This is a genomic window from Stenotrophomonas sp. CCNWLW57, from assembly GCF_037203925.1.
Lineage (GTDB): Bacteria > Pseudomonadota > Gammaproteobacteria > Xanthomonadales > Xanthomonadaceae > Stenotrophomonas > Stenotrophomonas rhizophila_A.
In genome coordinates, this window is record NZ_JBBCBJ010000001.1 from 986181 (window position 1) to 1008321 (window position 22141).

General features: G+C 68.1%; 17 protein-coding genes. 5 read left to right on the forward strand and 12 right to left on the reverse strand.

The genetic code is table 11. The features are described from left to right. Positions 1 to 26 precede the first annotated feature (26 nt). The 4 genes from V9K91_RS04365 to V9K91_RS04380 form a co-directional block, all read right to left on the reverse strand. Positions 27 to 950, reverse strand: coding sequence for a ParB/RepB/Spo0J family partition protein (locus V9K91_RS04365; protein WP_068847864.1), 924 nt, complete (start codon positions 948 to 950; stop codon positions 27 to 29). Then, the gene (locus tag V9K91_RS04370; RefSeq protein ID WP_068847867.1) at positions 950 to 1747 is read right to left on the reverse strand and encodes a ParA family protein; all 798 of its coding nucleotides are present in this window, start codon (positions 1745 to 1747) and stop codon (positions 950 to 952) included. The genes V9K91_RS04365 and V9K91_RS04370 overlap by 1 nt, the downstream gene beginning before the upstream one ends. Before the next feature lie 64 nt (positions 1748 to 1811). Next, the gene (gene rsmG / locus V9K91_RS04375; RefSeq protein ID WP_068847869.1) at positions 1812 to 2450 is read right to left on the reverse strand and encodes a 16S rRNA (guanine(527)-N(7))-methyltransferase RsmG; all 639 of its coding nucleotides are present in this window, start codon (positions 2448 to 2450) and stop codon (positions 1812 to 1814) included. A 51-nt stretch (positions 2451 to 2501) separates the two neighbouring features. Then, positions 2502 to 3101 (reverse strand): 4'-phosphopantetheinyl transferase superfamily protein, encoded by a 600-nt coding sequence (locus V9K91_RS04380; RefSeq protein WP_336442767.1) that lies wholly within the window; start codon positions 3099 to 3101, stop codon positions 2502 to 2504. Between the two features lie 95 nt (positions 3102 to 3196). Between V9K91_RS04380 and V9K91_RS04385 the strand changes: the two genes are divergently transcribed. Next, the gene (locus V9K91_RS04385; RefSeq protein ID WP_068854466.1) at positions 3197 to 3448 is read left to right on the forward strand and encodes a GlsB/YeaQ/YmgE family stress response membrane protein; all 252 of its coding nucleotides are present in this window, start codon (positions 3197 to 3199) and stop codon (positions 3446 to 3448) included. A 76-nt stretch (positions 3449 to 3524) separates the two neighbouring features. Here V9K91_RS04385 and xth read toward each other — a convergent pair whose 3' ends face one another. The 4 genes from xth to V9K91_RS04405 form a co-directional block, all read right to left on the reverse strand. Next, complete coding sequence (xth, locus tag V9K91_RS04390; protein WP_068847873.1) at positions 3525 to 4292, reverse strand: exodeoxyribonuclease III; 768 nt, start codon at positions 4290 to 4292, stop codon at positions 3525 to 3527. 136 nt (positions 4293 to 4428) lie between these two features. Further along, positions 4429 to 5844: a coniferyl aldehyde dehydrogenase gene (locus tag V9K91_RS04395; protein ID WP_336442768.1), complete on the reverse strand. Its 1416-nt coding sequence runs from the start codon at positions 5842 to 5844 to the stop codon at positions 4429 to 4431. A gap of 163 nt (positions 5845 to 6007) precedes the next feature. Beyond that, positions 6008 to 7663 carry an MFS transporter gene (locus V9K91_RS04400; protein WP_068847877.1) on the reverse strand — a complete coding sequence of 552 codons (1656 nt, stop codon included), beginning with the start codon at positions 7661 to 7663 and terminating at the stop codon, positions 6008 to 6010. Between the two features lie 63 nt (positions 7664 to 7726). Then, positions 7727 to 9154, reverse strand: a complete 1428-nt coding sequence (locus V9K91_RS04405) for a DcaP family trimeric outer membrane transporter (RefSeq protein WP_210131374.1) — start codon at positions 9152 to 9154, stop codon at positions 7727 to 7729. 269 nt (positions 9155 to 9423) lie between these two features. Here V9K91_RS04405 and acs point away from each other — a divergent pair, with 269 nt between their 5' ends. The 3 genes from acs to mntP all read left to right on the forward strand — a co-directional run bounded on the left by acs (position 9424) and on the right by mntP (position 13052). Then, the gene (gene acs, locus V9K91_RS04410) at positions 9424 to 11367 is read left to right on the forward strand and encodes an acetate--CoA ligase (protein ID WP_336442769.1); all 1944 of its coding nucleotides are present in this window, start codon (positions 9424 to 9426) and stop codon (positions 11365 to 11367) included. Between the two features lie 18 nt (positions 11368 to 11385). Beyond that, a complete protein-coding gene (locus V9K91_RS04415) occupies positions 11386 to 12051 on the forward strand; it encodes a response regulator transcription factor (RefSeq protein ID WP_068847883.1) in 666 nt (221 codons plus the stop codon). 422 nt (positions 12052 to 12473) lie between these two features. Then, positions 12474 to 13052 (forward strand): manganese efflux pump MntP, encoded by a 579-nt coding sequence (gene mntP / locus V9K91_RS04420; protein ID WP_336442770.1) that lies wholly within the window; start codon positions 12474 to 12476, stop codon positions 13050 to 13052. Between the two features lies 1 nt (position 13053). Here mntP and V9K91_RS04425 read toward each other — a convergent pair whose 3' ends face one another. The 3 genes from V9K91_RS04425 to V9K91_RS04435 all read right to left on the reverse strand — a co-directional run bounded on the left by V9K91_RS04425 (position 13054) and on the right by V9K91_RS04435 (position 19136). Continuing rightward, a complete protein-coding gene (locus tag V9K91_RS04425; RefSeq protein WP_336442771.1) occupies positions 13054 to 14217 on the reverse strand; it encodes a hypothetical protein in 1164 nt (387 codons plus the stop codon). 74 nt (positions 14218 to 14291) lie between these two features. Then, on the reverse strand, positions 14292 to 17738 hold the full coding sequence (locus tag V9K91_RS04430; RefSeq protein WP_068847889.1) for a PAS domain-containing hybrid sensor histidine kinase/response regulator: 3447 nt from the start codon (positions 17736 to 17738) through the stop codon (positions 14292 to 14294). A 51-nt stretch (positions 17739 to 17789) separates the two neighbouring features. Further along, positions 17790 to 19136 (reverse strand): ATP-binding protein, encoded by a 1347-nt coding sequence (locus V9K91_RS04435; RefSeq protein ID WP_336442772.1) that lies wholly within the window; start codon positions 19134 to 19136, stop codon positions 17790 to 17792. 159 nt (positions 19137 to 19295) lie between these two features. On the opposite strand from V9K91_RS04435, the gene V9K91_RS04440 reads away from it, so the two are divergent. Continuing rightward, positions 19296 to 21110, forward strand: a complete 1815-nt coding sequence (locus V9K91_RS04440) for a tetratricopeptide repeat-containing diguanylate cyclase (protein ID WP_336442773.1) — start codon at positions 19296 to 19298, stop codon at positions 21108 to 21110. Between the two features lie 11 nt (positions 21111 to 21121). Here V9K91_RS04440 and V9K91_RS04445 read toward each other — a convergent pair whose 3' ends face one another. Then, positions 21122 to 22132 carry an OmpA family protein gene (locus tag V9K91_RS04445; protein WP_336442774.1) on the reverse strand — a complete coding sequence of 337 codons (1011 nt, stop codon included), beginning with the start codon at positions 22130 to 22132 and terminating at the stop codon, positions 21122 to 21124. Between the last annotated feature and the right edge of the window lie 9 nt (positions 22133 to 22141).

The following is a 22141-nucleotide window of genomic DNA, read 5'->3' on the forward strand; positions in this document are numbered from 1 at the left end:
TGGGTTCCTCTTGCGTGGTGGGGGACTCAGCCCTTGCGTACGCGGAGCTTCTCGAGCACGCCGTCCAGCGTGTCCAGGTCGGTGTAATGGATGATCAACTTGCCCTTGCCGCCACGGCCGTGGTTGATCGCCACGCGGGCGCCCAGCGATTCGGACAGCTCGGTTTCCAGCGAAGCGATGTCGGCCTGCGGGGCGGCCGCGCTCGGCTTGCGGCGCAGCGAGGCAGGCACCTTGCCGGCAGCGAACTGCTGCGCACGGTGTTCGACCTCACGCACCGACCAGCCCTGGTCGGCTGCTTCCTGGGCCAGCTTGCTGGCCAGTTCCGGCGCCAGGGTCAGCAGCGCGCGGGCATGGCCCATTTCCAGCCGGCGGGTTTCCAGCAGCAGGCGGATCGCCACCGGCAGCTCCAGCAGGCGCAGCAGGTTGGACACCGCCGCGCGCGAGCGACCGACGGCCTGGGCGGCTTCGGCGTGGGTCAGCGCGAACTCGCTGATGAGCCGCTGCAGCGCTTCGGCTTCTTCGAGCGGGTTGAGGTCTTCGCGCTGGATGTTCTCGATCAGCGCCATCGCGATGACGGTGCGGTCTTCCAGCTCGCGCACCACCACCGGCACTTCGTCCAGGCCGGCCAGCTGCGACGCGCGCCAGCGGCGTTCGCCGGCCACGATCTCGAAGCTGTCCGGGCCCAGCTGGCGGACCAGGATGGGCTGGATCACGCCCTGCGCCTTGATGGAATCGGCCAGCTCGGCGAGCTTGGTTTCGTCCATGTCGCGGCGCGGCTGGTACTTGCCCGGCTGCAGGTGCTTGACCGGCAGCTTGCGCAGCACTTCACCCGGCAGCGGTTCGATCACGGCCGCGGCCTGCACCTGTGTCACCGCGCCCTTGGGCCCCAGCAGCGCATCGAGGCCACGGCCGAGGCCGCGTTTCTTGCCGGGGGCGGGCTTGGTGCTCATCAGGCGGTCTCCATGGCCTTGCCGGCCGTGTTGCGTTGGTGGTGGCGGCGGATGATCTCGCCGGCCAGGCCGAGGTAGGCGACGCCGCCGCGCGAGGCGCGGTCGTAGCCGACGATGCTCTGCCCGTGGCTGGGCGCCTCGGCCAGGCGCACGTTGCGCGGCACGATGGTGCGGAACACGCGGTCGCCGAAGTGGTCGGTCAGTTCGGCCGACACGGCATTGGCGAGGTTGTTGCGCACATCGAACATGGTGCGCAGCACGCCCTCGATCTCCAGGCTGGGATTGAGGTTGGCGCGCAGCGCATCGATGGTTTCCACCAGCGCGCTCAGGCCTTCCAGCGCGTAGTACTCGCACTGCATCGGCACGATCACCGAATCGGCGGCGGCCAACGCGTTGAGGGTCAGCAGCGACAGCGCCGGCGGGCAGTCGATCAGGATGAAGTCGTACTCGTCCTGGATCGGGGCCAGCGCGCGCTTGAGCCGCTGTTCGCGTTCGCCCTGGTCCATCAGCTGGATCTCGGCGGCGGTCAGGTCGATGTTGCCCGGCAGCAGGTCGAAGCCTTCCGGGGTGGTCACCCGGACTTCGGCCGCGGTGCTTTCGCCCAGCAGCAGGTCGCAGGTGGAGGCGGCAACTTCGCGCTTGTCCACGCCGCTGCCCATGGTCGCATTGCCCTGGGAATCGAGGTCGACCAGCAGCACGCGCTTGGGCGCAGCAGCCAGGGCGGCGGCCAGATTGACGGCAGTCGTGGTCTTGCCGACGCCACCTTTCTGGTTGGCGATGGCGATGATGCGGGCCATGCGGGTGAGCCTCATCGGCAGGGGGTGGGACTGGGCATTATGCGGGCATGGGGCGTGTCGTGTCTCACGGACCGGCCACCACCACCAGATGGCGCTCGCCGGTCAGGCCCGGAACATGCAGTGGCAGCACCTGCTCAACCCGCCAGCCGGCCGGCAGCTGGGCGATCTCGTCATGCGGGTGGACGCCCTTCATGGCCAGCAGGCGTCCGCCGGGGCGCAGCAGGTGGCCGCCGACGGCGATGATGCCGGCCAGGGTGTCCATGGCGCGGGCGGTGAGGTTGTCATAGGCGCCCGGCTCTGCCAGCGCTTCAGCACGGGATTCGGCCACGCGGGCATTGGTCAGGCCCAGCTGGCGCACCGCTTCGCGCATGAAGCGGGCCTTCTTGCCGTTGCTTTCCACCAGGGTCACCTGCAGCTGCGGGCGGGCGATGGCCAGCGGAATGCCGGGGAGCCCTGGGCCGGTGCCCAGGTCGGCCAGGGTGCCCTGCTCCAGGTAAGGCTGCATCGCCAGCGAATCGAGCAGGTGGCGGGTCACCATCTCCATCGGGTCGCGGATGGCGGTGAGGTTGTAGGTGCGGTTCCAGCGGTCCAGCAGGGCCAGGTAGGTCAGCAGGGGCGGCGCCAGGGTGGCATCCAGGCCCATGGCAGCCAGGCCGCGCTCAAGCGCATCGGCCACGCCGGCCGGGAGTGTGTGTTCGGTCATGCGCCCATTATCGCAGGCTGCGGACCTGCTGACTGCGCGGATTCGGTGCGCTCAGAGCGCGTGCCAGGCCAGTGCGGCGCGGAAATCGTCCGCGGCCTGCCATTCGTGCAGGTGCCAGCGCTGGGCGGGGCCGAGTTCCGGGTCGCACCAGGCCAGGTGCAGGGCGCCGTCGGCGGCGGGCGCCAGCTGCAGGCGGTGCAGGCCGAACGAGATGCCCTGCCCCTGCGCCTTGAGGATGGCCTCCTTGGCGCACCAGACCCGGAAGAACCAATGGGTGCGGGCGTCTTCGTCCAGCCCGAGCAGCCATGCCACTTCGGTCGGGTGGAAGAAGCGCTCGATGATTTCGGCCATGCGCGGCCGTGGGCGCAGCGGCTCCAGATCCACGCCCAGCCGCACGCCCTCGCCCAGCCCCACCAGCAGCAGGCCATGGCTGTGACTCCAGCCGGTGCCGATATGCGCCAGCGGGCCGTGCAGCTCCGGGCGGCCGCGCGGATCGCGCTGCAGCGGCAGGTCTTCGGGGCTGCCCCCCAGCTGCTCAGCCAGCAACACCCGCGCCTGCGGCTCGCCACGGGTACCGGGCACGTGCGGCAGGCGCCAGACGGTGACCGGGCCGAACCGCCAGGGCCCGTCCAGGGTCGCCGGCAGGCTCATGCGAACACCCCGCCAATGCGGCTGCACGACGACTTCACGGGGGCTGCCGTCAACTGGCTCCGTCTCATCGGCACACAAACTCTGGAGTGGACAACATGGGCATCATCATCTGGTTGATCGTCGGTGGCATCGTGGGCTGGCTTGCCAGCATCATCATGCGCCGCGACGCGCAGCAGGGCATCATCCTCAACATCGTGGTCGGCATCGTCGGCGCGCTGATCGCCGGCTTCCTGTTCGGCGGTGGCATCAACGAAGCGATCACCATCCGCACGTTCCTGTTCTCGCTGATCGGGGCCGTGATCCTGCTGGCGATCGTGAATCTCTTCACCCGCCGCAGCGTTCGATAACCCCACAGGGCAGGTAACGACCGTTGGTCGTTACGCCTTTCCAGCAAGGCCCGGCACCCGCCGGGCCTTGTGCGTTTCAGCCCAGCTGCACCCACGCCGGGGCGTGGTCGCTCGGCCGGTCCCAGGTGCGCGGCTCGCGGTCGATGCCCGAAGCCAGCGCACGCGCCTTGAGGGCATCCGACACCAGGGTCAGGTCGATGCGCAGGCCCAGGTTGCGGCGGAACCCGGCGGCGCGGTAATCCCACCAGCTGAACACGCCCTCTTCTTCGCTGTGCAGCCGGAAGGCATCGTGCAGCCCCAGCTGCAGCAGCTTGTTGAGCGCGCCGCGTTCGGCGGTCGAGGTCAGGATGTGGTTCTCGTTCCAGACCAGCGGGTCGTGCACATCGCGCGCGTCCGGGGCGATGTTGAAGTCGCCCATCACCACCAGCTCCGGGTATTTCTGCAGTTCCGAGGCCACCCAGGCGTGCACCGCTTCCAGCCAGCGCAGCTTGTAGGCGTACTTGTCGGTGTCCACGTCCTGGCCGTTGACCACGTACAGGTTGATGATGCGCACCCCGTTGACGGTGCCGGCGATCACCCGCTTCTGCTCGTCCTCGAAGCCTGGAATGCCGATCTGCACGTCCTGCGCCGGCTCGCGCGACAGCAGCGCCACGCCGTTGTAGGTCTTCTGCCCGGCGAACACGCTGCGGTAGCCCAGCCCGGCCAGCACCGCGTCGGGGAACTTGTGGTCCTCCATCTTGGTTTCCTGGATGCCGACCACGTCCGGCGCGAACGCGGTGAGCCACTGTTCCAGGTGCGGCAGGCGCACGTTGAGCGAATTGACGTTCCAGGAGGCGATTTTCATGGGCGCATTGTAGCGGGTCGGCGGTTCCGTACCGACCAACGGTCGGTACCTACCGGTCGACCGCGAGCCTCGGCCGCGACGCATGCGGAGCGGTGCTGCCCCTCGGGTAGGTACCGACCGTTGGTCGGTACCTCCATCAGCGCAGAATCACCCTGAGCAGGCCGGCAATGCGTGAATACGGCGGTTTAAGCATATCGCTCGCCGCCCACCGCGACTGCCACAGGATCGGCAGCTGCTTGCTCATCGCATCGAACCCGGCACGCCCGTGGTAGGCGCCCATCCCGCTGGGGCCGACGCCGCCGAACGGCAGGCCGTTGATGGCGAAATGCAGCAGGGTGTCGTTGACGGTGACGCCGCCGGCCACGATCTGGCCGAGCACGCGCTCCACCACGGGCCGCTGTTCGCTGAAAACGTACAGCGCCAGCGGCCGGTCGCGGCCCTGCACTGATTCCAGGGCGGCATCCAGGTCGGGATAGGCGCACACGGGCAGGATCGGGCCGAAGATTTCCTCCTGCATCAGGTCCAGGTCGGCCGGCGGGTCGAGCACGATGGTGGGCACGATCAGCCGCTCGCGGCGCGTGCGCTCGGGATCGATGCTGGCCAGTTCGATCACCGGCACGCCGCGTTCGCGCGCCTGGGCCAGGTAGCCGAGCAGGCGCTGGTACTGGCCTTCATTGATGATGCGGGTGTAATCGTCGGTATTGCTGAAGTCACCGTAGCGCGCGCGCACCTGGGTCTGCAGCTGCTGCACCAGCTCGCGCTGGCGGCGGCTGTCGACCAGCACATAGTCCGGCGCGATGCAGGTCTGGCCGGCATTGAACCACTTGCCGGTAGCCAGCCGCGCGGCGGCCTTGTCCAGCGGGTAGTCGCTGCACACGATGGCCGGTGACTTGCCGCCCAGTTCCAGGGTGAGCGGGGTCAGGTGCTGCGCGGCGGCGGCCATGACCTTGCGGCCCACCGCCGTGGAGCCGGTGAACACCAGGTGGTCCAGCGGCGAGCCGGCCAGCGCCGAGGCCAGCGCGGCGTCGCCCTGTACTACCGCTACGCGCTCGGCCGGGAACACGTCGGCCAGCAGGTCGTGCAGGAAGGCGCTGGTGCGCGGGGTGTGCTCGGAGGGTTTCAGGACGACGTGATTGCCTGCCGCGATGGCAGTGGCCAGCGGAATCAGCGCCAGGTTCACCGGGTAGTTCCAGGGCGAGATCACCCCGACCACGCCCAGCGGTACCGGCCGCACCTGCGCCCGCGCCGGCCAGAACCGCCAGCCCACCCCGACCCGGCGCGGGCGCATCCACCCGCGCAGGTGCGCCAGCAGGTGGTCGATCTCATTGAGCACGGTCATGCCGTCGGCGATCAGCGACTCATGGGTGGAGCGGTGGCCGAAATCGGCTGCGATGGCCTCGGCCATCTGCGGCAGGCGTGTCTTCAACGCAGCGCGCAGGCGCTGCAGGTCGCTGCGGCGCTGTTCCAGCGACGGGCGGTTGGCCTGCCAGGCGTGGCGCAGGGTATGCAGAATGGCCTGTAGGGCGGCAGTGTCGGTGCTGGGGTGGTCCATGGCCGGAATATAGCAATGGTTGGAGCCGACACCGCGAGGGCACGCATGGCGTGTCGCTACACATCGGACGCACTGTAGCGACACGCCATGCGTGTCCTCGCGGACCCAAACGAAGAAGGGCCGTGGCAATGCCACGGCCCTTCTGGTTCACACCATCACCGGGTTACTTGGTGATGTCCACACCCTTGGTTTCATGCAGGAACAGGCCGCCGACCACGACCGTCATCAGCGCGATGATGATCGGGTACCACAGGCCGTAGTACAGGTTGCCGGTGCCGGCCACCAGCGCGAACGAGATCGCCGGCAGGAAGCCACCGAACCAGCCGTTGCCGATGTGGTACGGCAGCGACATCGAGGTGTAGCGGATGCGGGTCGGGAACAGCTCGACCAGGTAGGCCGCGATCGGGCCGTAGACCATGGTCACGTACAGCACCAGGATCCACAGCATGAGCACGGTGCCGGCGATGTTGATGCGCGCGTTGTCGGCCTTGGCCGGGTAACCGGCTGCGGTCAGCGCCGCCTTGAGTTCGCCACCGAAGGCATCGCCCTTGGCCTTGAGCTCATCCTTGGTCAGGCCAGCGGCCTCGAACGAGGTCACCTGGCTGTTACCCACGCTCACCAGCGCCAGCGAACCGGCGGCGGCAGGCTGCACGTCGTACGGCACACCGGCCTTGGTCAGCGCGGCGGTGGCCACGTCGCAGGAGCTGGTGAACTTGCGCAGGCCGACCGGATCGAACTGGAACGAGCAGGTGTTCGGATCGGCGATGACCAGGGCCGGCGAGCTGCTGCGGGCTTCTTCGATGGCCGGGTTGGCGAAGTGGGTCAGGCCCTTGAACACCGGGATGTAGGTCACCGCGGCCAACAGGCAGCCGGCCAGGATGATCTTCTTGCGGCCGATGCGATCGGACAGCCAGCCGAAGAAGATGAAGAACGGCGTACCCAGGGCCAGCGCGCCGGCAATCAGCAGGTAGGAGGTGGTGGCATCGACCTTGAGCATGCTGCTCAGGAAGAACAGCGCGTAGAACTGGCCGCCATACCACACCACGGCCTGGCCGGCTGCGGCGCCGAGCAGGACCAGCAGCATCAGCTTGAGGTTGCCGTCCTTGAGGCTGTCACGGAACGGGGTCTTGGAGCCCTTGCCTTCGGCCTTCATCTGCTGGAACAGCGGCGACTCGCTCAGCTGCAGGCGGATCCACACCGAAATGCCCAGCAGGATGATCGAGACCAGGAACGGAATGCGCCAGCCCCAGGCTTCAAATGCCTCGTTGCCCAAGAAGTAGCGGCAGGCCAGGATGATCAGCAGCGACATGAACAGGCCAAGCGTGGCCGTGCACTGGATGAAGCTGGTGTACAGGCCACGCTTGTCGGCCGGTGCATGCTCGGCCACGTAGGTCGCCGCGCCACCGTACTCGCCACCCATCGCCAGGCCCTGGGCCAGGCGCAGGACGATCAGGATCACCGGCGCCGCGAAGCCGATCGACGCGTAGTTGGGCAGCACGCCGACCAGGAAGGTCGAGATGCCCATGATCAGGATCGTGACCAGGAAGGTGTACTTGCGGCCGATGCGGTCGCCGAGGCTGCCGAAGAAGGCCGCGCCGAACGGACGCACGAAGAAGCCGGCCGCGAAGGCCAGCAGGGCGAAGATCATGCCCGTGGTTTCGTTGACCCCGCTGAAGAACTGCTTGGCGATGATCGCCGCCAGCGAGCCATACAGGAAGAAGTCATACCATTCGAACACGGTGCCAAGGCTGGACGCGAAGATGACCTTCTTGTGGCCCTTGGTAAGTTCTGCTTTTGCAGGTACGGGTGTGGTGGACATAAGACGCTTCCCCTCCGAAGCAATCATTGGTGGCAGGTGCCGACAATGCGTCGGCACCCATGCTTAAAAACTGTACTTCGTGGTGAACTGCACGCGGTTGATGTCGCCCTTGCGGCCATCTTCGATCTCGCGCACGCCGTACATGTACTCCGCGCCGATATCGACCTTGGGCATCGGCGTGTAGAAGATGTTGCCGCGGATGCTCTGCACGCTCTTGGTGACCAGCGGGCCCAGCACGCTGTCGTTGTCGTAGTCGCTGCGGGCGTAGATCAGGTTGGTGCGCAGCTTCGGGGTGAAGGCGTGGCGCCAGCCGACATAGCCGGCCAGCACGCCAGTGGGGTTGAGTTCGTCCTGGGCCACGTCGTAAGCCGTATCGGCGGTGACGCCCAGGCCAACGTAACGGGCGATGCCTTCGCCACCGCTGATCTGGTAGTGCAGCTGGTCGCTGCCGCCCATCACCCACTTGCCGCCCAGGGTCAGGCCGCCGCCGATCTTGTCGGCGTCGGCACCGGTGGCCTGGTTGTCGACCTTGAGCTGACGCACGATACCGCCCACCCCGAAGGTGCCCCAGTCGCCCTTCCAGCCATAGCGCAGGGTCAGGTCCGGCAGGGAGCCACGGTCGCTGTTGCTGGCCACGTTGGTCCACGCCCCGGTGACGGGATTGCGGGTGCCGGTGAGCACGGTGGTTTCCGGGTTTTCCAGCGCGACGCTGAAGCCGCCCTGGGTGTAGCGGATCTGCGCCTGGCGCACGAACAGCACGCCGTCGGTCGGACCGACGAAGTCGGCCGCTTCCGGCAGCGAGGCGGCGTCCATGAAGTTCGACCAGGTCTGGCCGGCCATCCAGTTGTTCCAATACATATACGCGTGGCGCAGGGTCACGCCGTAAGTATTGGTGGCGGTCTGGTTGCCCAGCGAGTTGCCGAAGAAGTCCATCTCGAAGAACGCGCCGGACTTGTTGCCCTTGTCCGAGACGTTGTCGATGCCCAGGTTGAAGCGCGAGAACTTGGCGTGGGCATTGAAGTCCACGTCGGAACGCTCGCCGCTGCCGCCGGCACCGGCCACCGGGGTCTGGCCCGGCAGGTACAGCGCGCGACCGGTAGCATCGTCGGCCAGCTGGCCATCGCCGGTCTGGGTGGCCAGGAAGTCGGCCTTGATGAAGCCGCCGATCTTGACCGTGGTGCCCGGCGCGGCGCCCGGGGTGATGGTGGTGACCTGGATCGGCTGCTTGCCGGCGGGCACGGTGGCGGCGGCAGGCTGTTGCGCCTGCACGGTCTTCACCGCAGTCACGTCGGTCTGGGCCTGGCTGATCTGGGTCTGTTGCTGCTGGGTGGTGGACAGCAGCAGCTGCACCTGGCGTTCCAGCTCGGCAACGCGCGCTTCCAGTTGCTTCTCTTTGGCGGTTTCGGCAAACGCCATGCCAGGCGCCACCAACGCGACCAACAGGCAGGTCGCCAACGGCTTGCGCATGGTCTTCAACATACGGGTACTCATGTTGCCCTCTCTCCCGGGTGGCAAAGTGATCGCCGCGTGTGGGGTCACGGTCGAGCCGAGCGTGCGGCCGGTTGACGCACCCCGGCTATTGGCAATTGGTCGAACCCGCTGTCACGACCAACGGCCGTGACCCGCCGGCAATCGCTCGTTACGACCAAGGTCTAACCATTCCCTTACCTCGTGGCGCGGTGGATGCGGCAAACTGAGCGGGATGAATCGCGGGTTATGCTGCGATCGCACAACCCAGTCCTAGTGCAAGTGAGGGTGCCATGGCCGATCTTTACCCCGTCAAGGCGGACGTTGCCGCCAAGGCGCGCATTGACAAGAACACTTACCAGCAGCTCTACCGCGAATCGGTGGACAACCCCGACGCGTTCTGGGGCAAGGCCGCCGAGCGGCTGGACTGGTACAAGAAGCCGTCCACGATCCGCAACGTCAGCTACCAGCTCGACGATTTCCGCATCAAGTGGTTCGAAGACGGCGAACTCAACGCCAGCGTGAACTGCCTGGACCGCCAGATGGACAAGCGCGGCGACAAGGTTGCGCTGCTGTTCGAACCGGACAGCCCGGATGCGCCGGCGCAGGGCGTGACCTACCGCGAGCTGTATGAGCGCACCTGCCGACTCGGCAACGCGCTGCGCAACCTGGGCGTCAAGAAGGGCGACCGGGTCACCATCTACCTGCCGATGATCGTCGACGCGGCCGTGGCCATGCTGGCCTGCGCGCGCATCGGTGCGATCCACTCGGTGGTGTTCGGCGGCTTCGCGCCCAATTCGATCGCCGACCGCGTGATCGACTGCGGCAGCAAGCTGATCATCACCGCCGACGAAGGCCTGCGTGGCGGGCGGAAGATCCCGCTGAAGGCCAACGTGGATGCCGCGCTGAAGCTGCCCGGCACCACCACGGTGGAAACCGTGCTGGTGGTGCGCCATACCGGCGGCGCGGTGGACATGCAGGCCCCGCGCGACCGCTGGTTCCACGACGTGGTGGACCCGCAGCCGGCACAGTGCGAACCGGAGCGGATGAACGCCGAAGATCCGCTGTTCATCCTCTACACCTCCGGTTCCACCGGCAAGCCCAAGGGCGTGCTGCACACCACCGGCGGTTACCTGCTGTACGCGGCCTACACCCATGAAGCGGTGTTCGACCTGCGCGAAGAGGATATCTACTGGTGCACCGCCGATGTGGGCTGGGTCACCGGGCACAGCTACATCGTGTACGGCCCGCTGGCCAACGGCGCCACCTCGCTGATGTTCGAAGGCGTGCCGAACTACCCCGACACCTCGCGCTTCTGGCAGGTGATCGACAAGCACCAGGTCAGCATCTTCTACACCGCACCTACCGCGATCCGTGCGTTGATGCGCGAAGGCGATGCGCCGGTCAAGCGCACTTCGCGCGCCTCGCTGCGCCTGCTGGGCAGCGTCGGCGAGCCGATCAACCCGGAAGCCTGGCGCTGGTACTACGACGTGGTCGGCGATGGCCGCTGCCCGATCGTGGATACCTGGTGGCAGACCGAAACCGGCGGCATCCTGATTTCGCCACTGCCCGGCGCGATCGATCTCAAGCCCGGGTCGGCCACCCTGCCCTTCTTCGGCGTGCAGCCGGCGCTGGTCAACGCCGATGGCGAGATCAAGGACGGCGCCACCGAAGGCAACCTGATCATCCGCGATTCGTGGCCGGGCCAGATGCGCACCGTCTACGGCGACCACCAGCGCTTCATCGACACCTACTTCCGCACCTACCCGGGCAGCTACTTCACCGGTGACGGCTGCCGTCGCGACGAGGACGGCTACTACTGGATCACCGGCCGCGTGGACGATGTCATCAACGTGTCCGGCCACCGCATCGGCACCGCCGAAGTGGAAAGCGCACTGGTCTCCCACCCGAAGGTGGCCGAAGCGGCCGTGGTCGGCTTCCCGCACGACATCAAGGGCCAGGGCATCTATGCCTACGTGACCCTGGTGGCCGACGAAACGCCGAGCGAGGAACTGCACAAGGAGCTGGTGGCGTGGGTGCGCAAGGAGATCGGCCCGATCGCCTCACCCGACCACCTGCAGTGGGCACCGGGGCTGCCGAAGACACGCTCGGGCAAGATCATGCGCCGCATCCTGCGCAAGATCGCCGAGAACGCGCCCGACCAGCTGGGTGACACCTCGACCCTTGCCGACCCGTCGGTGGTGGCATCGCTGGTGGAAGAGCGTAAGGTCAAGTAATTGGTTCCCACCTCCCCCATGACAACCCTGCTGATCGCCGATGACCACCCCCTGTTCCGTGAAGCCCTGCGCGGCGCGGTGCAGCGGGTGATGCCGGGCGTGCTGCTGTACGAGGCCGACAGCGTGGAAGCGCTGTACCAGCTGGCCGACCAGCATGCCGATGCCGACCTGGTCCTGATGGACCTCAACATGCCCGGTGCGCAGGGCTTCAACGCGCTGGTGCACATGCGGGCGCTGCACCCCCAGTTGCCGGTGGTGGTGGTGTCCGCGCGCGAAGAGCCCACCGTGATGCGGCGGGCGCTGGACCACGGCGCGTTCGGGTTCATTCCCAAATCGGCCGACTCGGACACGATCGGGCATGCGCTGGGCACGATCCTGGACGGCGAAACCTGGGCCCCGCCGGAGGCGCACAACGTGCCGCCGACCGGGCGCGAGGAACGCGAGGTCGGCCAGCGCCTGCGCGAGCTCACCCCGCAGCAGTTCCGGGTGCTGCAGATGCTCGGCGCCGGGCGGCTCAACAAGCAGATTGCGTATGACCTCAACGTGTCCGAGGCCACCATCAAAGCGCATGTGACCGCGATCCTGCGCAAGCTGGGCGTGACCAACCGCACCCAGGCGGTGTTGATGGCCGGCAAGCTGACGCTGGATGACGAGCCGTTGGTGTTGCCGCCGGAAGAGGATTGACCGCGGGTTGCGTGGCCGCGTGGCTGCGTCGTTGCGTCGTTACGGTAGAGCCGACTGTTAGTCGGCTGCGGAGACATGCAGCGGACTAACAGTCCGCTCTACCTTCGGCTGCGGAGACATGCAGCGGACTGACAGTCCGCTCTACCTGCTTCGGCTTATAGCCGAAGCTATACATCCCAGCACGCCCTGCGCAATTCGGCGATTTGGGCGGTAAACCGCGTTCGCGGTGCTAAGCTTCGCGTCCCCTTGGGGAGTAGCCTGTTTCCTGCTGAAGGAAACGCCCGTATCAACATGCTCGGCCAGTGCGCCGTGGTGCGGGCAGCCAGTGATGGTTGGCGAGACCAGCGGTCCGCGTGCGCAACGACAGGTTGGGCGCGAACGTGGGCCGTTGTCCGTCATCGCCCAACCTGCACTGTCGTGTGATGTCCCCCATTTCGATGCTGTTGATCGGCTTTGCCATGTCCACCGATGCCTTCGCCGCGGCGATCGGCAAAGGCGCTGCCATGCGCAAGCCGCGTTTTCCCGATGCGCTGCGCGCCGGCCTCATCTTCGGTGTGATCGAAGGCCTTACGCCGGTGATCGGCTGGTTGCTCGGTCGCGCCGCGTCGTCCTACGTGCAGGCCTTCGATCACTGGATCGCCTTCGTGCTGCTCGGTGCACTGGGCGTGCACATGATCATCAACGGCGTGCGGCACGACCCGGACGCTGACAGCGACGACCCCGAAAAGCACCACGGTTTCTGGCACCTGGCCGTCACCGGCTTTGCCACCAGCATCGACGCCCTGGCCGTCGGCGTGGGCCTGGCCTTCCTGGACGTGCATATCGGCGTGATGGCGACGGTGATCGGCCTGTGCACGCTGGTGATGGTCACCACCGGCATCATGCTGGGTCGGGTGCTGGGCGACATGATCGGCAAGCGTGCCGAGATCGCTGGCGGCGTAATCCTGATCATCGTCGGCAGCGCCATCCTGTATGAGCATCTTTCTGGCGCCGTCGGCTAGATCAGGTGCGTGGGCGGTGGTAGTCGACGATGTCGACCAGCACGTAGCCATGTGGAGTTTTACGGTACAGCAGGCGCTCCGTGTTACGGCCCGGGCTCTGCCGGCCTTCCCAGTGGATGTCGGTCGCTTGATACGGCATGCCCTGGTAGCGCACCGGGTGGCCGCAAGGACGGCGGTCGGCCAAGTCACCTTTGATCCGGTCCAGTTCCCGCAAGGTGCGGCTGTCGGCGGCCAGTCCACGCAGCTTGGCGCGCAGCAGCGGTCCCAGGTGGACCTCGGCGCGGGCGTGATGGACTGAGCCGGCTGACTCCGCCGCCGGTGTCGGCGTCGCTGCCGATGCCGATGCATCACCGGATTCACAGTGTCGCCGCGTCTGGCGACGATGGGTGACGCCGACCAGTGCGCTGGGCTTCAGTGTCTCCAGCCTGTGCCCTGTCCGGGTGGGAGCAGAATGCACGCGCATCTCGCCCTGGCATTCGTCGGTGGTGAACGCATGCGCATCACGCAGCGCGGTATTGGCAAGGTCCACGCGCAGGTACGGGCAGTGCAGCTGGCGCAGCACGGTGCCGGCGCGCGTGCCTGCCTGGTTCAGCGCGGTCGCGATGGCCGTGCCCTGCCCTTCGCGCGCGGCCACCAGGTAACACGCGGTGGCATTGCGCTTGGCGAGCAGCATCACCGCACGATCGCGGCAATGGGTCAGGTAGAAATGACGGATGACGCCTGCAATGAGCGGATTCGGTGGCACCCTGCGGGTCTGGCAGTATGCATTGAATTCACGGGCGACCCGGCTGAAATCCCGCTCCAGCTGCGCGGCGAGAGACTTCAACGCGTCCAGGTCATCAACGCTGGTGCCGGCCTCATGGAGCAGCTCGCGGACGGCCGGGTAGTCGACCAGCGCCTTCTCATGCGGCTGCAATTGCCGCGCAGGCTTGTCGGGGTCCAGCCATCGCATCGCGTTGGTGCAGCCGATCCCCATCCAGCCGGAGATCAACGCGGGCTTCACGATCTCGGCAACGCTCCATGCGGGACCGGCGGCATTGGTGCAACCGCGGAATACCAGCTCGAATCCTGCGCCCACCACGACACCCAACGTGCCTGCGAGGGGAATCGCCGCGCCGGAATGCAGCGGGGTGGCAAGAAGGGAACGCAGCGAGGGAACGGGCACGGAAACTCCGCAGCAGGTGGTCGGCTGCGCAGCATAGACAGCGCGACGGCACGAGCGTGCCGCAGCTGTCGCCTTCAACCTTGCAGGGTCGAGTGCGCCGCCAGGTACGCGCGCAGCGAGGCCGGCTTGATTGGCTTGGTCAGCAGGCGGTACCCCCGCTCGCGCGCCATGCGCTTGAGTTCGTCGCGCCCATCGGCAGTGAGTAGCGCGCCGGGAATGTCGCGCCCGGCGCGCTCGCGCAGCGCCACCAGCGTGTCCAGTCCATCCAGGCGGTCGTGCAGGTGGTAATCGACCAGCATCACGTCCGGCTGTGCCTGCACTTCCTCCAGCGCCTGGTCCACGGTGCTGGCAGTGATCACCTGCACCTGCCAGCGGCCGAGCAGCGCGCGCATGCCGTCGAGGATTTCCTGGTCGTTGTCCACGCACAGCACGCGCATGCCGGCCAGCGAATCGGTGCGGGTGCTGTGCTCGGGCACGCTGGCCTGCGCGTCGCTGGCCGGTAGATCCGGCACCTGCGCACGGGGCAGCAGGATCGAGAACATGCTGCCGCTGCCCACCTGGCTGCGCGCGTTGAGGCGGTGGTCGAGCAGGCGCGAGATGCGCTGGCAGATCGACAGGCCCAGCCCCAGCCCCTGCTCGCCCCAGTCGAATGGCTGCTGGTAGCGATGGAACTCGTTGAAGATCTGCTGCATGTGGTGCTCGGGGATGCCCGGCCCGGTATCCCACACCTGCAGTTCGATCTCGTCGCGGCGATGGCGCACGGCAAGCACGATGCGGCCCTGGCGGGTGTAGCGAAGCGCATTGGCCAGGAAGTTCTGCAGCACCCGGCGCAGCAGGCGGCGGTCACTGCGCACCCAGGCCGGGCGCGCGAACAGGTCGAGGCGCAGGCCGCGCCCGGCCGCCACCGGCGAGTACTGCGCGGCCAGTTCGCGCATCAGCAGGCTCACGTCGAAATCGCCTATCACCGGGTGCAGGCCGCCGGCATCCAGCCGGGACACGTCCAGCAGCCCGTCCAGCAGTTCTTCGGCGGCACGCAGGGAGGCGTCCACGCGCTCTGCCAGGTGCCGCTGTTCATCGTTGTTGTGGTGGCTGTCGCGCAATGCCGAGGCGAACAGGCGCGCTGCGTTCAGCGGCTGCAGCACGTCATGGCTGATTGCGGCCAGGAAACGGGTCTTGGACTGCTGCGCCACTTCGGCTTCATGCGAACGTTCGGCCACGCGCTGTTCCAGCGTCTCGTTGGCTTCCAGCAGCGCGGTCTCGGCGTGCTTGTAGTCGGTGATGTCGTTGTAGCTGGTGACATAGCCGCCGCCGGGCAGCGCCTGGCCGCGCATCTCGATCACCCGGCCATCGCTGCGGGTGCGCTCGAAGATGTGCGGCGAACCGGCGCGCATGTAGCCGATGCGGCGGTTGATCTGCACGTCGATATCGCCCTCGCCCAGCTCGCCGCGCTCGGCGTTGTAGCGGATCAGGTCGGCCACCGGGCGGCCCACGTACAACATGCCATCGGGGTAGCCGAACATCTGCTGGTAGCGGCGGTTCCACGCGGTCAGGCGCATGTCCGGATCAACCACGCTGACCCCGGCGCTGATGTTTTCCAGCGTGGTGGACAGGATCTCGCGGTTGAAGCGCAGTTCCTGCCCGGCCTCATCGAGTACCGCCACCACTTCGCCCAGGTCCATGCCCGAGCCGCGCAGCAGGCTGGTCAGCAGCAGGCGCGCGGAGGCCGCGCCGATCGAGGCGGCCAGCAGGCGTTCGGTGAACTGCACCCAGGCCCGGTCCGCCGGGGCCGAGGCCTGCAGCTCGCGGCCCAACGACTGCGCCTGCTCGAAGAACGACCGGCGCGCATGGCGGTCGCCGACCACGCGCGAGGCCAGCGCCAGCAGGTCGCCCACATGCACATGGCCCGGCCAGGCACCGGCCACGGAGGGACGCTCGGCATACGGGTCCAGGAACGGCGCGGCGCGTAGGCGCTCGTCCACGCCCGGGCGCCAGCGCACCGACACCAGCAGCATCGCGGCGGCGTTGATCAGCAGCGACCAGAACGTGCCATGGGTGAGCGGGTCCCAGCTGGTCATGCCGAACAGCCCCTGCGGCCGCAGCCAGGCAATGCCGAACGGTCCGTCGCTCAGCCAGGCCGCATCCATCCAGCCGGCGTGGGTCAGCGCCGGCAGCAGCAGGGTGTAGATCCAGGTGCCGAAGCCGAGCAGGATGCCGGTCTCCACGCCCCGGCGGCTGGCACCGCGCCAGTACAGGCCGCCGATCAGGCCCGGCGCAAACTGGGCCACCGCGGCGAATGCCATCAGCCCGTACGAGGCCAGCGTGCTGTCGTTGCTGCTGCCGCGGTAGTAGCTGTACGCGGCCAGCGCCAGCAGCAGGATCGCCATGCGGCGGATCCACAACACCCGCGAAGCGACGTCGGCCGCTTCCTGGTGGTCGCCACTGCGGCGCAGCAGCACCGGCATCACCAGGTCGTTGCTGACCATGGTGGCCAGCGCGATGGAGGACACGATGACCATGCCGGTGGCAGCCGAGAAGCCGCCCACGTAGGCCACCAGCGCCAGGAATTTACGGCCTTCGGCCAACGGCAGGGCCAGCACCATGCTGTCGTCGGCGATGCTGCCGCCGGTGCCGAACAGGGTCACACCGGCCGTGGCGATCGGAATCACCATCGCCGAAATGATGATCAGGTAGCCGCCGAACATCCACCGCGCGCGGCGCACATCGCGCACGTCGCCGCATTCCACCACCGCCACGTGGAACTGGCGCGGCAGGCACACGATGGCCAGGAAGCTGAGCAGGGTCTGCGAGATGAAGCCCACCGGCGGCAGCCCGGTGAACAGCGTATGTGCGCTGCGCACCACGGTTTCGCCACGGTCGGCCAGCCACAGGTAGGCGAACAGGCCCAGCGCCACCATCGCGATCAGCTTGATCATCGATTCCAGCGCGATGGCGAGCATCATGCCGTGGTGGTGTTCAGTGGCGTCGACCTGGCGCGTGCCGAACAGCGTGGCGAACAGCGCCATCAACAGCGCCACGTACAGCGCCGGGTCGCTGAACCAGCCGGTGGGCCCGACGCTGCCCGTCAGCACCTGCAGGCTCATGGCCACGGCTTTGTACTGCAGGGCGAGGTAGGGAACGATGCCGATCAGCGCGATCACCGCCACCAGCGCGGCCAGCCGTCGCGAGCGGCCGAACCGCGAGGAGATGAAATCGGCGATGGACACCACGTTCTGGCTGCGCGCGATCAGCGCCAGGCGTTCGATGATGCGCCAGCCAAACAGCAGCAGCAGCAGCGGACCGAGGTAGATCGGCAGGTAGCCGATGCCGTTACGCACCGCCGTGCCCACCGCCCCGTAGAAGGTCCACGACGAGCAGTACACCGCCAGCGCCAGGCTGTAGACCACCGGGCGCAGCCACGGGCGATCGGGGTACATGGGACGGCGGTCGCCCCACCAGGCCACGCCGAACAACAGGGCGGCGTAGGCCACCGACACCAGCAGCAGGATCCAGCTAGAAACCACGGGCATGTTTCCGCAAGCGCAGGCCGCAGTGTAGCCGCTGCACGCCCCTGCTCACGCCGCCAGCGGACGCGACGGCAGCTGCAGATCGATCCGGGTGCCCTCGCCCGGGCGGCTGTGCACCTGCACGGCACCGCCGGCCGCCTCCACCAGGCTGGCGGTCACCGCCAGGCCCAGGCCGGTACCCTGTCCCACCGGCTTGGTGGTGAAGAACGGTTCCAGGCAGCGCGCGCGCACCGTTTCGCTCATGCCTTTGCCGGTGTCCTGCAGTTGCAGGACCACGCGTCCGTCGGTATCGGGCGGCTGCAGGCGCAGCGTGAACCGGCCACCGTCGGGCATGGCCTGGCTGGCATTGACCGCCAGGCTGAGCAGGATCGATTCGAGCTGGGCCGGGTCGAAGTGGATCAGCCGCTGCACGTCGCCGGTTTCCACTTCGCAGTGCACGCGGTCATCGAACACCTGCTGCAGCGTGGGCGCCATCGCCGCCAGCGTGGCGGCCGCGTCCAAGAGCTGCGGTCGGCCCGGCTCGAGCCGGCTGAAATCCAGCAGGCGCCGGCTCACCGCGCTGGCCCGCCGGGTCGCCGAATCCGCGCCCTGCAGGGCCGCCTGCTGGGTCTCGCCCTCGCTGCGCCGCGCCTTGGCCACGTAGCCCTGGATGAGCGTCAGCAGGTGGTTGAAATCGTGCGCGATGCCGCTGGCCAGGCGACCTACGTTGTCCATCTTCATGGCATGCACGAGCTGGTCGCGTGAACGCTCGCGGGCCTGCATCTCCACCTGCAGCTCGTCGCGCTTGCGGGCCAGTTCCTGGCTGCGCTGGTGGGCCTCCTGCAGGCTTTCCCGCAGGCCGGTCACGCTGTGGTGGAGCAGCCAGGCAGTCATGACGGTGCCGAATGCCGACACTGCCAGGTCACTGGTCGCGTGCAGCACCCGGTCGGTCCGGAACAGGCCCGACGCCGCGTCGACCCAGCCGCCCAGCGCCATCAGCCCACACAGCCATGCCGCGGTCCAGGCCAGCGGACGGCGGCCAAGCACCGCCGCCACCAGCAGCACCGGCACCAGCTGCACCAGCTGCACCCGCAGCTGGGCGGCCAGTCCCCAGTACCCGTAGGCCAGCACCAGCAGCAGCAGTTCACCGGCCAGGAACACCACGGCGGCATGCAGGCTGCGGCCGGCCCGGTGCTCGATCAGGCACAGCAGGCACAACAGCAGGTGGGCCGCGGCCATGGCCGGGACCATCATGTCCAGGCCCGCCCCGAGCCGAAACGCCGTCCACGCCGCCAGCAACGGGTGGTACAGCCCCACCAGCAGCAGCAGGCCGCCCAGCATGGCATCGGTACGCCGACCAAGCCCGGCAGGGCGTTCAGCAGCGGCGGCGCGGGTGGAAGGCGACGACTCGGGCATGCGGCAGGGAATGGCGGGCGGCGCCGGCGCGCGGCGGCAACATCGGTATATTAGCAGTGCGCTGTAGATCGTCTGCACTCGACCGGGGAAGTCGTTGTCGCCATGCCTATGTTGTCGCTAGTCCGGCGCGGACTGCCTGCGCTTGCCGTTGTGCTGTCCTTGGCCGCGCCGCCCGCCCAGGCACAGCGCCCGCTCGACGCAGCGCCGCAGATGGCGCAGGTGGAACAGTGCCATGCCCTGCTCACCAGCGAACCGCAGGCCTCGCTGCAGCTCGCACGCAGCCTGTTGGCCGCGCCCTCGCTGTCCACCTCGATGGAAATCGGCGCGGTCGGCTGCCTGGGGGTGGCGCTGCGGGCGCTGGGGCAGCTGGACCAGACCACCGACCTGCCCGACCGACTGCTGGCGGCCGCGGCGCGCGCCGACGCCAGCCCCGACGATATCCAGCGCGCCCGGACCATGGCCGCGCACCTGCTGCTGTGGCGCGGCGATCACGCGCGCGCGCTCGGCTTGACCGGCACCCTGCTGGACGATGCGGTGCGGCAACGCGACGTGCAGGGCCAGATCGGCGCGTTGATGCAGATCGCGATGATCCGTGGCGACGCGATGGGCGATGCCGAAGGCGCCCTCACCTACCTGCACAAGGCCACGCAGCTCAGCGACCACCTGCACCGGCCGCCGAACCCGGGCGACCTGATCCTGTACTACAACTATGGGTATGCGCTGCTGATGCTGCAGCGGTACGAGGAAGCCTCCGCAGCCTTCAAGCGCGCTGAAGCGATCGGAACGCGGCTGAGCGGCCAGGACGTGTTCCTGCATCGCATCGCCAGCCATCGCGCCGAAATCCTGCGCGTGTCGGGGCAGCGGGAGGCCGCCGAGGCAGCGCTGCGCGGCGTGCTGGCCTGGCAGGGAAAGCAGGATCCGCAGGGCCAGGTGGTGACCCTGCAGCGCCTGGCACGGCTGGCGATGGACCGGGGCAACGCCGCGGTGGCGCTGCCGCTGGCCACCCAGGCACAGGGCCTGGCAGAGCACGGGCGGTTCGTGGAAGAAGTCCGCAACGGCCTGGACCTGCTCGGTGACATCCACACCCTGCTGGGTCACCGCGAGGAGGCGCTGCAGTACGTGCGCCAGGGCCGCGCAATGGACCAGGCGCGCAGCAAGGGCGAGACCCTCACCCAGCTGGCCAGACTGCAGGCCTCGGCCGAACGCAGCATCCATCCCGCCCAGGTCAATGCCGAACAGGACCTGGGCCGGGTGCGCGTGCTGCGCAACAGCGCGGTGATCGCTTTCCTCACCGTCGCGGTGATTGCCACGGTGCTCGTGCTGCGGCTGCGCCAGCAGCGCGGCCAGCTCACCGCGCTCAGCCGGACCGACAGCGTCACCGGGCTGCCCAACCGCCGCGAGGCCGAGCGCAGGCTCGACGAACGCGCCGCAGGCCACGACGGCGCAGCGCGCAGCGCGCTGCTGCTGATTGAACTGGACGACTTCAAAGCGCTGAACGAGCGCCATGGACAAGCAGCCGGCGACAGCGTGCTGCGTGCCGTGGGCGAATGCCTGCGTGCGGCCTGCGACCGGCACGACCTGCTGGCACGCTGGGGCGGCGCGGCCTTCCTGGTGGCGCGCCACGACACCGGCGCGGAAGCGGCACAGGCCCTGGCCGGGCACCTGCGGCTGGCCATCGAGCGGCTGGTGGTGGATCTCGCCCCCGGTCAGCACCTGACCCTGACCGCCAGCGTGGGCATGGCACCCCTGCCGTTGTTCGGCGATGCACCGGCGGAGCGGGATGACAGCCTGCGCGCTGCCGACCGTGCACTGCAGGGCGCCCGCCAGGGCGGGCGCAATGCATGGGCAGGGATATGGGGCGAAGACGGGACGCAGGCACCGCATCTGTATGCGGTGCTGGGAAATCCGGAAGAGGCCGCGGCAGCCGGGTGGGTGCGACTCAGCGGCAGCCGGCCCATTCGCTGGGATGTGTGATGGATCCGACGTCAGCGGATGACGTCGAACCGCACTTCCACCCGCCGGTTGGGCAGCAGGCATTCCAGCAGCGCCGCGCGCGGGCGCACGCCGTCGCACTGCTGCACCTGCTGCGTGTCACCCCGGTACTCGTAACGGATCGTCGCCGGGTCCAGCCCGCGTCCGATCAGCAGCTCGCGCACCGTGCGCGCGCGCCGCTCGGAGAGCGCCTGGTTGGCGTCGAACCCGCGCCCCTGCAGGCGGTCGGCATGCCCGACCAGCGTGACGCGCTGCAGCTTCAGCTTCTCCGCGGCGATGCTGGCCAGCGCGCGGTCGATGCTCTCCAGCGAGTAGGTGCGGATGTCGCGGTAGCCGTCGCGGTCGAACTCGAACAGCACGTTGGCCACCAGTGGGCCCGGTGCGGCGATGGCCGCCGGGGCCGCGTCGCACTGGCGGGCCAGCGCTTCGGCGTCGTTGACCAGCTCCTCGGCAATCTGGATGTACGGCTTGGAGTGCCGCCACTGCTGCTGGTTGAATTCGTTGCCGGCGTGCACCAGCTCAACCTCGCCGCAGGCCACCTGCTGCGCCGCGCAGGCAAAGCCCGGCGTGCCATGCAGCACGCGCAGGCGCTGCCACAGGTCGTCGCGCAGGTACTTCGCGTTGTTGACCAGCGGCGTGTCGGTGGGCAGCGGGCTGGCGCCCTGTTCCATGCCGATGATCAGCCGCTCGGATTCACCCAGCGCCGCCTGCGGGAAATCGCTGCGGTCATTGCGGCTGTATTCGTGGAAGGACACGTCCAGCCAGCACTGTGCCTTGGACAGGTGGTAGTCGCGGATCGGGCGGCCGCCATCGTTGAGCGCCTGGATGCGGCCCTGGGTGGCCTCATACGTGGCATGGTCGGCATGGATCGCCTCGTCGGTGATGCGCTGCTGCTGCGGCAGCAGTTGCGCCGTCTGGGCGTGTGCGGCACCGGCAAGCGCGGCAAGGACCGCCGCGCCCAGCAGCGGGCGCGCAGAACGGAAGATCGGGTTGGCGTTGTTCATCAGGGCATC